The sequence below is a fragment of the Paenibacillus antarcticus genome (assembly GCF_001637225.1).
GTDB lineage: Bacteria > Bacillota > Bacilli > Paenibacillales > Paenibacillaceae > Paenibacillus_AQ > Paenibacillus_AQ antarcticus.
This window is the reverse complement of the sequence record NZ_LVJI01000015.1, coordinates 259068-272809: the sequence shown is the minus strand read 5'-3', so window position 1 is coordinate 272809 and position 13742 is coordinate 259068. Positions and strand designations below refer to the sequence as shown.

General features: G+C 40.0%; 14 protein-coding genes. 11 read left to right on the top strand and 3 right to left on the bottom strand.

The genetic code is table 11. The annotated features are described in order from the left end of the window. Positions 1–53: 53 nt before the first annotated feature. A complete protein-coding gene (gene lacZ, locus PBAT_RS11340; RefSeq protein WP_068649563.1) occupies positions 54–3161 on the bottom strand; it encodes a beta-galactosidase, LacZ type in 3108 nt (1035 codons plus the stop codon). Between the two features lie 172 nt (positions 3162–3333). Here lacZ and PBAT_RS11335 point away from each other — a divergent pair, with 172 nt between their 5' ends. From PBAT_RS11335 to PBAT_RS11325, 3 genes are all read left to right on the top strand, one after another. After that, the gene (locus PBAT_RS11335; RefSeq protein ID WP_068649560.1) at positions 3334–4158 is read left to right on the top strand and encodes an AraC family transcriptional regulator; all 825 of its coding nucleotides are present in this window, start codon (positions 3334–3336) and stop codon (positions 4156–4158) included. 93 nt (positions 4159–4251) lie between these two features. Beyond that, positions 4252–5151: a hypothetical protein gene (locus tag PBAT_RS11330; RefSeq protein ID WP_068649558.1), complete on the top strand. Its 900-nt coding sequence runs from the start codon at positions 4252–4254 to the stop codon at positions 5149–5151. Positions 5152–5400: 249 nt separating this feature from the next. Continuing rightward, positions 5401–6105, top strand: a complete 705-nt coding sequence (locus PBAT_RS11325; RefSeq protein ID WP_068649555.1) for a uracil-DNA glycosylase — start codon at positions 5401–5403, stop codon at positions 6103–6105. Here PBAT_RS11325 and PBAT_RS11320 read toward each other — a convergent pair. Further along, a complete protein-coding gene (locus PBAT_RS11320) occupies positions 6060–7142 on the bottom strand; it encodes an AI-2E family transporter (RefSeq protein ID WP_068649553.1) in 1083 nt (360 codons plus the stop codon). The genes PBAT_RS11325 and PBAT_RS11320 overlap by 46 nt on opposite strands. A gap of 244 nt (positions 7143–7386) precedes the next feature. On the opposite strand from PBAT_RS11320, the gene PBAT_RS11315 reads away from it, so the two are divergent. Together PBAT_RS11315 and PBAT_RS24770 are read left to right on the top strand one after the other, a co-directional pair. After that, complete coding sequence (locus PBAT_RS11315) at positions 7387–7833, top strand: NucA/NucB deoxyribonuclease domain-containing protein (protein WP_276326554.1); 447 nt, start codon at positions 7387–7389, stop codon at positions 7831–7833. Between the two features lie 94 nt (positions 7834–7927). Beyond that, a complete protein-coding gene (locus PBAT_RS24770) occupies positions 7928–8023 on the top strand; it encodes a sporulation protein YjcZ (protein ID WP_082867609.1) in 96 nt (31 codons plus the stop codon). A 104-nt stretch (positions 8024–8127) separates the two neighbouring features. On the opposite strand, the gene PBAT_RS11310 is transcribed toward PBAT_RS24770, so the two are convergent. Then, entirely contained in the window at positions 8128–8844 is a 717-nt protein-coding gene (locus tag PBAT_RS11310) for a hypothetical protein (RefSeq protein WP_068649548.1), read from the bottom strand. A 104-nt stretch (positions 8845–8948) separates the two neighbouring features. Here PBAT_RS11310 and PBAT_RS24765 point away from each other — a divergent pair, with 104 nt between their 5' ends. The 6 genes from PBAT_RS24765 to PBAT_RS11290 all read left to right on the top strand — a co-directional run bounded on the left by PBAT_RS24765 (position 8949) and on the right by PBAT_RS11290 (position 13736). Next, the gene (locus tag PBAT_RS24765; protein WP_084402979.1) at positions 8949–9056 is read left to right on the top strand and encodes a sporulation protein YjcZ; all 108 of its coding nucleotides are present in this window, start codon (positions 8949–8951) and stop codon (positions 9054–9056) included. Between the two features lie 150 nt (positions 9057–9206). Further along, entirely contained in the window at positions 9207–9299 is a 93-nt protein-coding gene (locus PBAT_RS25765) for a YjcZ family sporulation protein (RefSeq protein WP_246169257.1), read from the top strand. 493 nt (positions 9300–9792) lie between these two features. Continuing rightward, positions 9793–10704, top strand: a complete 912-nt coding sequence (locus PBAT_RS11305; RefSeq protein ID WP_068649546.1) for a dihydrodipicolinate synthase family protein — start codon at positions 9793–9795, stop codon at positions 10702–10704. A 5-nt stretch (positions 10705–10709) separates the two neighbouring features. Next, positions 10710–11351: a GDSL-type esterase/lipase family protein gene (locus PBAT_RS11300; RefSeq protein WP_068649647.1), complete on the top strand. Its 642-nt coding sequence runs from the start codon at positions 10710–10712 to the stop codon at positions 11349–11351. A 14-nt stretch (positions 11352–11365) separates the two neighbouring features. Continuing rightward, the gene (locus PBAT_RS11295; RefSeq protein WP_068649543.1) at positions 11366–12775 is read left to right on the top strand and encodes an ABC transporter substrate-binding protein; all 1410 of its coding nucleotides are present in this window, start codon (positions 11366–11368) and stop codon (positions 12773–12775) included. An 82-nt stretch (positions 12776–12857) separates the two neighbouring features. Further along, positions 12858–13736, top strand: coding sequence for a carbohydrate ABC transporter permease (locus PBAT_RS11290; RefSeq protein ID WP_068649541.1), 879 nt, complete (start codon positions 12858–12860; stop codon positions 13734–13736). Positions 13737–13742 lie beyond the last annotated feature (6 nt).

Sequence of the window (13742 nt, the reverse complement as noted above, 5' to 3'; positions counted from 1 at the left end):
ACAGGATGGCGCAGCCGTATTGTTATGACAGCATTGTCTATCATGATATGAAATTAGAGTGAAGAGAGAGTGAATCGGAATGAGTATGGACGGTTAGCTAGCAGCGTATATTGTTCGTGCGTTCTTGCTCCCCAGCTGTCATCTCCACCAACGCCCATTTGCTTATAGTTTACTCTCAGTACGCTTTTGTCTGAAGCTGGCAATTTATATACATGATCGCTCGCTTCCAGTTCAGCAGGCGTCCAAGGTAGGGCATTAATCTCCATTGGTAAGGAACTTTCCAAGCAGAGTCCCGAACCGGATACGTCTGTAATAGAAGCGTTTCTTACATCCGTCTTATTTCCACACTCCTGAGGTCTCAGATAAGGAATGAATTGCTCACTAACCTTGCCAGTATAGCGTCCGAGAGGCGCACCTGTGTGTCTGTCCCAATAATTCTCATGCGGTCCACGACCGTACCATGAGATGGTATCTAGATTTCCATCAAGTACGAACATCATCCCGAACTCGGGAATTTCCGGTAGGCCGCTATCACCTGGGTTCAGTTCTTGCAGGATCTCTATGGAACCGTCGGAGCGAATCTCATAATTAACCTGCAAGGTTGAATCTGGATTCGTAGTAAGAAGGTAGGTAGTGGATACGAAACAAAGATTCCTTTCAGTTCTATATGAGAAGTTGAGTAGACTCCGTTCATTAGAAGATTCCTTCCATACTGCACAACGTTTCTGTAATCCATTACCAAGATCATTGTCCGTAACCGCTCTCCAGAAGTTGGGTCTTACGGGTTCCAACAGACGCTCTTTACCAGAAGAGCAGTAAGAAATTAGATCTCCAGTTGTAGTGTTAAAAGTCGTGCTGAAATCTCCGCTCTGTATGGTTAATGTGCTCTCAAGTTCAGCTACGTGTAGAGATTCTAAGACAACGGGCACACGCTTAAGAGTGCGAGGGGATAGAATGAACTGTTCCCATGCGATCTCGTGGTTGGCATCAGACCAAGATGTTTCTGAAAGCTGAATAAATGAAAGAGTCAGTACGACTTCTTTGTCACTAATTAAGGAATCCAATTCGTATGGAACTTCACATTCAAGGCTTTCGCATGGCTCAACAGAGACCTGCAACAACCCTTCTTGCGACTTTTCACCATCTAAACATATCTCCCATTTAAGACCATACTCTTCTAAATTTGTAAATAAGAAATGATTTCGAATTAGAAAAAGGCCCTTACGAATATTTACGGCGGTTATTTTTATATTTTGATAACATTTTTTGACCTCAAATAACTTGGGAGTAACCGTACGGTCAGCAAATAGTAGTCCATTGCCACTGAAGTTCCCGTCATGTGGTGACTCACCAAAGTCACCGCCATAAGCTAGGTATTCAATACCATCTGATGTTGTAGTGCGGATGGCCTGATCAATCCAATCCCAAATGAATGCTCCTTGAAAAACATCGTACTTATCGAATAAGTCGCAGTACAAGTGCAGTCCACCGCAGGAATTACCCATGGCGTGACTGAATTCACAGATGATATAAGGCTTTTGTGGATGGCTTCGTGCATAATGTTCAATATCGGCCGGTTTCACATACATGGTAGACTCTATATCGCTTGCAGCTTCCGAATCTCTACTGTGAAAGACTCCTTCGTAATGAACCGGTCTCGTTGAATCAGCTTGCCTAAGGTAGTCATGCATCGCGATAAAGTTATCTCCGCCGTATGATTCATTACCCAATGACCATATGACTACAGATGGATGATTCTTATCTCGTTGTAGCATGGAATTACAGCGGTCGATCACATTGGCTCGCCATTCCGGTTTACTACCAGGTATGTTCCCTTCATGTAATCCTTTCTGCCCATACTGCCATGTACCGTGTGTCTCTAAATTTGTTTCATCTATGACATATATTCCATATTCGTCGCATAGCTCATACCAAATGGATTGATTCGGGTAATGGGATGTCCGAACAGCATTGATATTATGGGCTTTCATCAGTTGAATGTCACTTATCATATCGACTTTGGCCAGCGCGCGACCTGTGTCACAAGAGAATTCGTGCCGATTTACGCCTTTGAGTACGACTCTCTTACCATTGATTTTCATGAGTCCATTATTAATTTCGAATGAACGAAATCCAACCTTACAGCTGACGGTTTCTTGGGTAATATTGTGATCGTCTTTTATGGAGAGGATCAACGTATAAAGATAAGGCGTCTCGGCACTCCATTTATAAGGTTGATCGACATATGCCGAAAGGTTGAAACGTTGAATACCTGCTTCTTCAAAGCGAGTAATCGCGGATATAGGGGTCTCCCAAATGGCCTGACCTTTGTTATCGTAGAGCTCCATTTGCAATGAACCCATGTTTAACTTTCGGTCAAAGTAATTTTCTACTTGTATATCTACATGTAATTCAGCATTTACGAAATTTTCATCCAGATCGGTGCGCACGAAAAAATCGGCTATATGAACGCAAGGGGTTGTATACAGATAAACCTCACGAAAAATGCCGCTAAGGCGCCAGAAATCTTGATCTTCAAGCCAACTAGCATCGCACCAACGATATACCTCAACAGCGATCTTGTTCTCTCCTTGGCGTAAGTAAGCGGTGATATCGAATTCTGAGGGCGTGAAAGTGTCTTCGCTATATCCAACAAGTTCTCCATTCAGCCATACATAGAAAGCAGATTCAACGCCCTGAAAGCTAAGATATACAGGTTGGCCATTCCAAGATTCAGGTACAGTGAACGTTCGTATGTAAGATCCTACCGGATTATAGGTAGTTGGAGCAAAGGGAGGTTTCAGCTCAGGCTCAGACTCTGACCAAGGGTAACGCACATTTGTATATTGTGGGTAATCGTAACCATGGAACTGCCAATGGGATGGAACGGGAATTTGATCCCAATTACTGTAATCGAAATCTACTTTATGGAAATCCATGCAACGTTGAGCCGGGGTTTCGGAGAAACTGAAATTCCAGGAGCCGTTAAGGGTCTGGTAGTAGGGGGACGCTTCCTTATCTCCATTAAGTGCTTGTGATACGGTAGTATAAGGAATCATGGAGGCATGAGCATCCATCCGGTTTAGTTGGAAAATTTCAGGATTGTTATTCCATTCTGGATAGCCGTTTGCAGGTGGCTGATAGACAAACTTTGGTCGCATGAGTATATCTCCTTCATGAGTTAATGGTATTACTATATTCATATTATAATTTATGAAGATACTACGTGATATAATAGAATTTTCTCTCTATATAACAAAATATGAAACAAAATTAGAACATTGATATGTTGAACTCTTACAATCATAAAAAATATGAAATAGGTGAACCAGCATGAAGAGTAAAATGATTTTTTGCCAGACGGAAGAAACAATTGTATTACCACTTTACGCAACAACAATCGGATACTGGGAGCATCAGAACGAAACGGTGCGTCCTGCCGGATTTCCGGATTATCAACTCCATCAGGTTCTCGAAGGTAAGGGCGAATTGATAGTTAACGAGGAACGTTATATTGTAGGTCCAGGAGATGTATTCTTTTTATATCCAGATGTTCCTCATTCGTACACGCCGATCAGCCGTGAGTGGAAGTTATCATGGATTTCATTCAATGGAAGAGAAGCCGGTTATATGTTGCAGTACGCAGGAATCCGTAAATCAGGCCCCTCAAGATTGAGAGAAGGTAAATGGTTGAGTCCTTTAAGGAAAATGCTTACTATGATGAATCACAATGAACTAGGTACTAATCTTGAGCTATCCAAATTGCTATACGCGCTGCTTCTGGATATGAGACTAAATCTTGTATCTCCCTTAAATGAGGATTTTGAAATGGAGCGCATTAAATCTGTTCTGCAACATATTGAACGGAACCTACATCGTGCGTTGCCATTAAAGGAGTTGGCTGAGGTAGCTTCCGTATCTCCGCAGTATTTATGCCGTCTTTTTCAAAGAACGCTTCATGATCGGCCTGTAACCTATATTAATAAGCAGAGGATTAATCGGAGTAAGCAATTGATGTTTGATGATCGGGAGAAGAAAATGTATGAAATCGCTCAATTGGTTGGCTTTGATAATGCAAGTTATTTTTGCGCAGTATTTAAACGAGTTACTGGATTGAAACCGGAAGAATTTAAGCAGCTGCATGGTTGGGGGAGGTAGATTATATTAATATAATGATATTTATATATATTCCTTTGTAGTTCTCATCTATAATTAAAACAACGACGAGCATCAGAAAGGATAGGTTTAAATTTGAATGAGAAGCTGACGCATGCATATGAGTATTTGGATTTGCCTGAAGATATTACACGTGAAGAACTGGACAGGAGGTTTAACCTGCTCCTGAAACGGCAGCGCTCGAGTTCCGATGATGGTGATACAACATATGAAGAGGAATTTCGTGCTTTCAAATTCATCCTTGATGAATTAGACCAGCGAGAGATTATGGAAGCAGAGGACCGAAGGTTCGCGAAATGGGGTAGACAAGCCAACGCTGCGCGTAGAGTAGAGAATTTTTTTAGATTGTATAAAATACATACCGTGATTTCTATCATCGTATTGATTGTTCTCGTTGTTGGTGGGAATGCTCTTTACAAAAATGGTCAGGAACAGAAATATTTAGCTTCTTTACCTCCAGTGGATGCGAGGATCATGTTTCTAGGTAATTTTGCAATGAAGGATCCGAAAAGCGATAATGATGAGCTAAATAAAGCGATTGTTAAGCAGTATCCAGCTTGGAAAAGGGTAGAAGCGAGTATTGTGAGCCTTCCATCGACAGGCAATAGTGTGGATACACTGGACATGACTTATGTCCAACGGGCGGTAGTGGAACTGGCGGCTAATAAGCCGGACATTCTCATTATGGATGAAGTTACTCTGGCTTGGATCGGGCAACAGAAGGGACTCCAGAATCTGGAGGAGGTTGTTGTGGAGGGGAAACTTGCTTCTGATGATATACGCCTTAAAAGTATGAAGGACGAGGAGAGTGGACAGGAAGTGGTCGTTGGCATAGACATTACGGACACATCATTCGCTTCGGGTCTGCCTATTAATTCTCTAAAGATGATAGTCGGTGTCTTGGAGGGCGATGAGAAGATGCAAAAGGCGATGGAGTTTATCGTACACGTACTTAGCGAAACGGCGGTCCAATAGATTGTACACCTGAGAAGTTACTGAAATTCTATGGGGTGTCGGGGGTTCTAGAATCTCTCTTTCCTTGACTTATTTACTGCTATTGATATAATAGCGAAAGCGACTATACTCATGAGTAGGTGACTACCGTATGGAGTAGACTTTTCGTCTTTGGCAGCATGATTGAAGTATGGATGAGAATGAGCTGGCTCCGAATTATGGAGTCGGCTTATTTTTGTAACTATTTTGGCGGTAGAAAGGTTGAATAGAATGTTTGGTAATGACTGGGATGAACAATTACATAACGAGATGAGTAAACCATATTTTCTCGAGTTACAGCAAAGAGTGGATCATGAATATGAGCAGCACAGTATATTTCCTCCTAAAGAGTATATTTATAAAGCACTCCAACTCACGTCATTCACTGAAACGAAGGCTGTAATACTGGGTCAAGATCCTTACCACGGATCGGGGCAAGCGGAAGGACTCAGTTTCTCCGTTGCTCAGGGAGTACGAATACCCCCTTCACTTAGGAGTATATATAAAGAATTAAACGAGGATCTATCGATAGATATCCCGAATCATGGCTCTCTAGAGCATTGGGCTAGGCAAGGCGTGCTTATGCTTAATACAGTACTTACCGTGCGTGAGGCTCTTCCTGCTTCCCATGAAGGGTTGGGATGGGAAGCATTCACAAATACCATCATACAGAAATTAAATGAACGGGATAATCCACTTGTATTTATCCTATGGGGAAGTCACGCTCAGAAGAAAACCTCTCTTATAGATATGGATAAACACAAAGTTATTCAATCCAGTCATCCAAGCCCATTAGCTGCGTATCGTGGATTCCTTGGAAGTAAGCCATTCTCGCAAACAAATGCCTTTTTAAAATCAATTGGGAGGAAGCCGATTGACTGGACTATTCCTCACTCGATAATATCCTCGACCTTATCTGAGAAAAACAGTCTATAGATGTGAACAAGGATGATCTTCATAATCATGTATGCGGGTATAGCTAGAATGACACCCATAATTCCAAAAAACTCGGCACCGATTAGTAACAGAATGACCGTCGTTAATGGATGAATATCAAGCTGTTTGCCATAAATAATAGGTGACAATATATTATCTTGAATTTGTTGGGCAATGACTATGATAATGACGGACCATATAGCCATAGATGGAGAAACGGTAAGGGCAACAATCACAACGGGAATGGTTGCAATTAAGGCACCCACATATGGAATGAGATTCAGTACAGCAGAGATTAAAGACAGCAATAAGGCATAAGGAAGGTCAATGATTAAGAAACCGATATACATCAGGACACCTAATATGAGATTGAGGAGCACACGCCCCACAATAAATTGACTAAGAGCGTTATCAATCTCATCTATCATCTCTTTGCCTTCCCTGCGATATTGTCTTGGAATGAAATGAAGGAACTTGTGTGGAATCTTACTTCCTTCTTTGAGCATGTAGTATAGAATGATAGGGATTGTTGCAAGGATGATCACGACATTAGAGATTACTCCGATAAAGTTAGATATAGAATTCGTAATCAAGGAAATTAGACGGTTCAAGTACTCTGTTATTCGAGAATAGAGTTCAGATTCTGAAGGAATGATCTTGGACATAAAGCTGTTCTGCTGATATTGCTGTAGTTGTTTCTGTAGATCTGTTACTAAATGAGGCGCATTATCAACGAATGCAAGTACTTGATCTCGAAGTGTAGGCCATACAAGGATGGAGAACACCGCTAATAACCCTGCAAACGCCAAGTAAATAAGAATAACGGATAAGCCTCGATGGATATTTTTTTTCTGTAAAAAATTAATAATGGGACGTAATAAATAGAATAAAAACCCAGAGAGTACGAACGGAATGAGCAACAGATTTAAGACATAAAGTACGGGAAGTAGAATAAAGCTTAATTTGCAGGCTAAATAAATGATAAGCATGGTAGCAATAATACTTAAACAGGTTCGAAAATATTTACTTTGATTCATGGTGATCCCTCCAACCTATGTATAAACGCAAACGTTAACGCCTATCATTTCTTTTTAACCAAAATAGAGGTTAGTGATTCATCTAAAATTCTATTCATTACGATAACTTTCAATTCCACACTAGCGTGGTGTTGGAGGTTATTTTAATGTTAGTGTCTTTTTTTCTTTTCAATAGCAAGATTTCGCAAAATATGATATATTTCAACACTACATAATGGCTTTTAACATAGGGGGAGATTGTAAGTTGAAAAAGCTCAAACGATCCATTCTTAGTCTAATTCTGGTAGTGATAGTAGCATTAGGAGCGTATTATTTTGACATTGATTTATCTGGCCAGACAGATGATCATATGGAATCTAGTACAAAGGCTGATTATTCGTTAGTATTCCCTACGGATCGTTATCCAGAAACGGCAACGCATATTCAAAATGCGATCAAAAGCGGACACTCTGCTATTTGTACGATTGATCGAGCAGGAGCTGAGGATAATCGTAGTGAATCTTTAAAGGGAATTCCAACAAAAAAAGGGTTAGACCGGGATGAGTGGCCGATGGCGATGTGTGCCGAAGGTGGAGCTGATGCAGATATCGAATACATAAGTCCAAAAGATAACAGGGGAGCAGGAAGCTGGGTTGGGAATCAGCTTGAGGATTATCCAGATGGAAGTCGAGTTGAATTCATATTTCCCTAACAAGTTAAAAAACTCATTTGTTTACCATAACGCCCTTGCCATAATTAATTCCAAACATAAGCTAATGTATAATCAGGCAAAGGAGGAATTGCAAATGGGAGGTTTTGTTGGAGGAATTGGAACATCAACTGCTGCAATTTTAGTATTGTTTATCTTATTAGTTATCATTTCTAAAACATTTATTCTTTAAGGGATAGTTCTTATCTTAAGAATTAAGCAAAACAGGCCACCCACCATAAGGGGAGCCTGTTTTTTTCGATTTAATGTAGAATACCTTGTCTATTGTACATTGCTTTACTTGGTGGACGGATATAAATAATAACGATGATTCTTGATGATTTGAGCGTAAGCGGTGTAATCAGAATGATCTAGTGTACCTTTAGGAAGAACAGATTCAGAAGGAGTGTTCACAATGAAAGCCCAATTCTTATTCTGCGCTAAAAGTATACCCGGATAATTTGTATGCTTCAGTTCATTCCAATCTGTTAACTTGAAGATTTCAATCGAAGCAATATCATCATGTCGTACATGAATAGCTTCTTCTTGAGCGTAATATCGAATGTTAATAACGGATCTCACGCGATTGTCTCTTACGCCTTTCTGGATGGAGGACTGAACAATATCATCAGATTGCACGGTATATTCGATAAGATCCAAGGACTTGGGTACTTTTAACGAATATCCATACCTATTCATCGATAACGTTTCCTCTTTCGAGAATGTTCTATAAGGACTAGTAACAAAGGATACAGTCTGATCTTTTGAATTCCAAGTTGCAGATACGTCGGTGTACTGTTCTGCCGTCTTGAGAGGAATATAAAGACTTCCTTTGTAGATAATTGTCTGTATAGGTTGACTTAGGCTAACTCGTATATCACCATTGTCCAATTTAACTTTTGTTGTATGACTTAGATATGCCTTAATTTCTTGCAAGTTGGAAGCTGCATATGCACCTATTGAAGCGCCTAATATAACTACTGACAAGCCAGTGATGACAACTAGTTTTTTCATTTAATGTAGTCCTCTCTCATTTTATTCATTGCCAAATAGCCCTTACCTTATTTCCTATTATACATAATATGGCATATACCTTATATAAAAAGGAGGCGTTACACATGGGTGAAGTATTAGGAGGATATGGTGTTGGCGTGTTCAATAACACAGGTGCCATTTTAGTCTTGTTTATATTGTTAGTTATCATAACTAAAGCGTTATGGATTTAATTTCTTTACCAGAAAGCCCATCCTATTTTTAGTTTTAAACATAGACTACGGTGTACACAAATAAAGGAGGAATTAATCATGGGTGAAGTATTAGGAGGATATGGTTGTGGCAATAACATCGGACCAAACGTTGGGCCAATCGTTGGACCAATCGGTGTAGGTTGTGGTCTAGGTGGATCTACAGGCGCCATTCTAGTCTTGTTTATATTGTTGGTTATTATCACTAAAGCACTTTGGGTGTAATTTAAAAATAATGGGTTTATGAAAAGGCTCTGCCAATGGCAGAGCCTTTTTTTTTATGACTTTAAATATTTTTTATGACTTTAAATATATTGAGAGAAGATTCGATTGCGAATCTTAACGACGACGTCCGAAGAATCCGTAACCTCCGCCTCCAAGAATCAAAAGAATAATTATTACCCATAGTAGTGTACTCATAATATCAACTCCTTGTATTCATTTCTTTGCCTTGCTTCTTATTAACCATTAAAGTTCATAATGAAAACATCGGCGGAACTAATTCCATGAAATGGAGCGGGAGATATTCAAACTTCTCCGTTAAAATGAAGTAAAGCGTTTACATTAGATTTGTTGAGCAATTCACTGTCGATACTGGTGGAAATAATTTTTATTTTAATAAAAAAAAAAGAAATAATTTACAAAACCAATATTTCGTGATATTTTGTATAGGTAAGGAAAAAAGCGTAAGGAAAATTAACTAACTGGGGGAGTAAACATGACACTGAAAAAATTTCACGGAATTTTGCCTGCCTTCTATGCCTGCTATGATGACCAAGGAAACATCTCCGAAGCTCGAACGAAAGACTTGTGTAATTATTTGTTCGATAAAGGGGTTCAAGGTGTTTATGTTGGAGGAAGTTCTGGTGAGTGCATTTATCAAAACTTAGAAGAACGTAAAGCTGTACTAAGTTATGTTGCTGATCAGTTAAAAGGGAAAATGACATTGATTGCCCATGTAGGAGCACCATCGACAAGAGATAGTATTGAATTAGCTAAACATGCAGCAACATTAGGATATGATGCCTTATCTGCGATTCCACCTATTTATTTTAAGTTGCCTGAAAGCGCTGTCTATAAATATTGGACTGATATTATGGAAGCAACGCCTCTAGATTTCATTATTTATAATATTCCACAGACGACGGGTTACACGTTAACGCCAGCGATGTTCCAAAAGCTGCTTGCTAATAAAAAAGTGATTGGAGTTAAGAATTCATCCATGCCAACGATGGATATTGAGCGTTTCAAAAAAGTCGGTGGAGACAATGTGATTGTCTTTAACGGTCCGGATGAACAGTTCGTGTCAGGAAGAATCATGGGTGCGGATGCAGGAATTGGTGGCACATATGCTGTTATGCCGGAGTTGTTCTTGCAGGCAAATGAATTCGTTAAGTCAGGCAAGTTCGATGTAGCAAGACAAATTCAGAGCGATATTAATGAAATCATCATTGCACTTTGTTCGTTGCAAGGCTCCATGTATGCCGCAATTAAAGAAGTATTAAACAGAAGAGGCGTGAATGTGGGTAGTGTAAGAGCACCTCTTGAAGGAATAACTAGCGAGGATATAGCTCCAATCGAAGACATTATGAAGTTGATTGATCAAGCTATCGAACGTTATTGCGAGTAATGGCTATGACCAAAACAATTGTGTGTTTTGGGGACTCCAATACGTGGGGATACAACGCGGAGGCTGATGCTAGGTTTGATGAATCTACGCGTTGGACAAGTCTACTAGATAGCAGTCTGGGTAACTCTTACCGTGTGATAGAAGAAGGGCTTTGTGGAAGAACAAGTGTTTGTGAGGATCCATTATTCGAAGGTTTATCGGGTCTATCCTATATCTACCCGTGTCTAATGTCACATTCGCCTCTAGACTTGGTCGTCATCATGCTCGGAACCAATGACACCAAAGATCGCTTTGGAATGACTTCTTATAATATTGCTCAAGGCATTGTTAGACTCGCGGTCAAAGCTCGTGGAAGTACTTCAGGAATAGATGGGAAATCACCAGAAGTTCTTGTCATCGCTCCACCTCCGATCGGAGAGAAGTATATCCATACTTCAATCGGCAGACCTATGGGAATCCATTGCAGTCAGAAATCCATGGAATTATCAGAACACCTTACGACATTACTTGAAGGAACAGACATTCACTTTGTTGATTCGAGAGAACATGTAGGTATGAATGAGATAGATTACATGCATCTGGACTCGGACGGGCATCGGCAAATGGCAGAGCTTGTTCATCAACATGTCAGACATATTGCTAATTAAAGGGAGGCTTATACATGAATAGAAAGCGTTTACTATCATCGATTACAGCACTTATGGTCATGATTACTGTCATTTCGGGATGCTCAGGTAATAATAAGGCAGCAAATACAAGTGATGGGTCTGGATCTAGTAAAGGTAAAGAAAAAGTTGAAATCACGGCATGGCTGACACCTCAATGGAAAGGTGTACTGGATGCAACAGAAGCAGGCGCTGACTACGATAGTTTCTTGAAAAATGCAGCTGAGAAATTTTCAGCCCAATATGATAAATACGATGCAAAAGTAAATGTGGAAGTAATAGCGGGGGATCAACGTGATCAGCTTCTAAACGTCAACCTAAGTGGCGGGACTCCTCCGAATGTATTTTTTGAAAGCGTATTTCCAATGGGGGATTATGTTCATCGCGGCGCATTGGAGCCATTGACCGATATTATTGATGATGCAGCGAAAAGTGATATTGCTCAAACATTCTGGGATGCAGCGACATTCGGCGATGATGTGTATTTCTATCCTTTCCAACACAATCCGGGTACATTGGTGTACAACGCTGATATGTTTAAGGCAGCCGGATTAGAGAAATATCTTGGCGGAGAAAATGAAATTAAGACATGGACTTTGGCTGAATACCAAGAAATTTTGGATGGGCTTAAGAACAACTTACCTAAAGACAAATATTCTAATGCGTACCCGATGGCCTTATTCGCAATGAATAACCAAGGGGATACATGGAACCTTTCTTATTTGAGAATGTTCGGCAATAAATTCTTTGATGATCAGGGAAATATTGTTTTGGATGATGCAAATGGTGTTAAGGCAGCTACATGGTTGAAGAAATTATATGATGGCGGATATACGAATCCAGGTGCTGAATCCGTGTCATCTAATGACGCCAATGCTATGTTCCAGAATCAGCAGCTAGCAATCAGCTTTACGAATCCTATCTTGTTCACGAATGGGAAAGCGAATATGGAGAGTGGAACATCACCTAAATTTGATGTAAGACTTGCAAATATTCCATCTGAAAGTGGAGATCCTCTTTCCTTTACGTATGTGGTAGGGGCAAGCGTATTCAAATCCAAAGATGCAAAGAAAACGGAAGTTGCTAAAGATTTTGTTAAATTCTTCTCCAGTGATCCAGAGATGGTTAAATCATCGAAGAACGGTATCCCTGTAAGAAGTTCGGTTGCAGAAGCACTTAAGAGTGAGAATCCACTCTTTGCGGCTTATGATGCCAATTCCAAATATATGTTTAACTTCACAGGTAATGTTCCTGGGTACAGTCAACTAAGAGAAGTGCTTTATCCTGAACTTCAAGCACTTTATATGGGAGCTAAGACACCGGAGCAAGCAATAAAGGATTATCAAGCGGGTGGTAACAAAGTTATTCAATCAAACAAAGAAAATTCCGTCATTTATAACCCATAAGCTAAGAAGATCACACTAAACGATGAACAGTCTTGAGGCTCCCAAGGGGTCTCAGGACTGCTAATTAGAAGGGTAGACCGATATGAAACTACTGCGTAATAGTTATGTCAAAGAAAATATTACAGGGTATTTGTTTATTTTACCTCAGATGCTCGTTTTCTTGGCCTTCCTTGTATACCCCATCTTAGAAGGTATAAGACTTAGCTTATATCGGATTAATTATGAGAGTGAGAAGTTTGTGGGTCTAGATAATTATGCAACATTATTTAATGATCCGGTGTTTTTTAAAGCACTCTTCAATACGATCGTGTTCGTCGTCTTTATCGTCATTCTTACGGTTGGTTTTGCATTATTCGTAGCCTCTGCCGTGTTTGACAAGAATGCTAAGTATGTTTCATTTATTAGAGGAAGTTACTATGTGCCAGTTATGGTATCAATGGTTGTTATGAGTATGGTGTGGAGCTTTTTACTTAACCCTGCTAATGGACTCATATCTTACTTATCACGGGATATAGGTCTAGGTAACGTCAATCTCTTGGGAAATCAAAAGACAGTTCTACCCGTTATTATATTCGTGACATTTGCAACCAATGTGGGTCAGGCTATTATCTTATATATTGCTGCAATGATCGGTGTATCTAAAGACCTATTCGAAGCAGCTGAGATCGATGGTGCTAGTAGATGGCAAGTCATCCGTAAAATACTTATTCCTTCGGTAGGACCTTCAACGACTTATATTACGATTATTAATATTATTGCGGTACTGAAGATATTTGTTGTCATTCAGCTATTAACCGGTGGTGGACCAAACAACTCATCCGTCACATTGATGTATTATCTGTATAATAATGCCTTTAAATATAATCAACTCGGGGTAGCTTCTGCTGTAGGGGTTATTATGTTTATCGTCACCTTGTTATTGTCAGTGCCTCAGTTGAGAAGCATGGTTAAGGATAAGTGAGGAGGA

Bases quoted from the DNA above. Each gene is read 5' to 3' on its own strand.
- lacZ (WP_068649563.1), bottom strand. From the start codon at position 3,161: ATGCGACCAAAGTTTGTCTATCAGCCACCTGCAAACGGCTATCCAGAA.
- PBAT_RS11335 (WP_068649560.1), top strand. From the start codon at position 3,334: ATGAAGAGTAAAATGATTTTTTGCCAGACGGAAGAAACAATTGTATTA.
- PBAT_RS11325 (WP_068649555.1), top strand. From the start codon at position 5,401: ATGTTTGGTAATGACTGGGATGAACAATTACATAACGAGATGAGTAAA.
- PBAT_RS11320 (WP_068649553.1), bottom strand. From the start codon at position 7,142: ATGAATCAAAGTAAATATTTTCGAACCTGTTTAAGTATTATTGCTACC.
- PBAT_RS24770 (WP_082867609.1), top strand. From the start codon at position 7,928: ATGGGAGGTTTTGTTGGAGGAATTGGAACATCAACTGCTGCAATTTTA.
- PBAT_RS11310 (WP_068649548.1), bottom strand. From the start codon at position 8,844: ATGAAAAAACTAGTTGTCATCACTGGCTTGTCAGTAGTTATATTAGGC.
- PBAT_RS24765 (WP_084402979.1), top strand. From the start codon at position 8,949: ATGGGTGAAGTATTAGGAGGATATGGTGTTGGCGTGTTCAATAACACA.
- PBAT_RS11305 (WP_068649546.1), top strand. From the start codon at position 9,793: ATGACACTGAAAAAATTTCACGGAATTTTGCCTGCCTTCTATGCCTGC.
- PBAT_RS11300 (WP_068649647.1), top strand. From the start codon at position 10,710: ATGACCAAAACAATTGTGTGTTTTGGGGACTCCAATACGTGGGGATAC.
- PBAT_RS11295 (WP_068649543.1), top strand. From the start codon at position 11,366: ATGAATAGAAAGCGTTTACTATCATCGATTACAGCACTTATGGTCATG.
- PBAT_RS11290 (WP_068649541.1), top strand. From the start codon at position 12,858: ATGAAACTACTGCGTAATAGTTATGTCAAAGAAAATATTACAGGGTAT.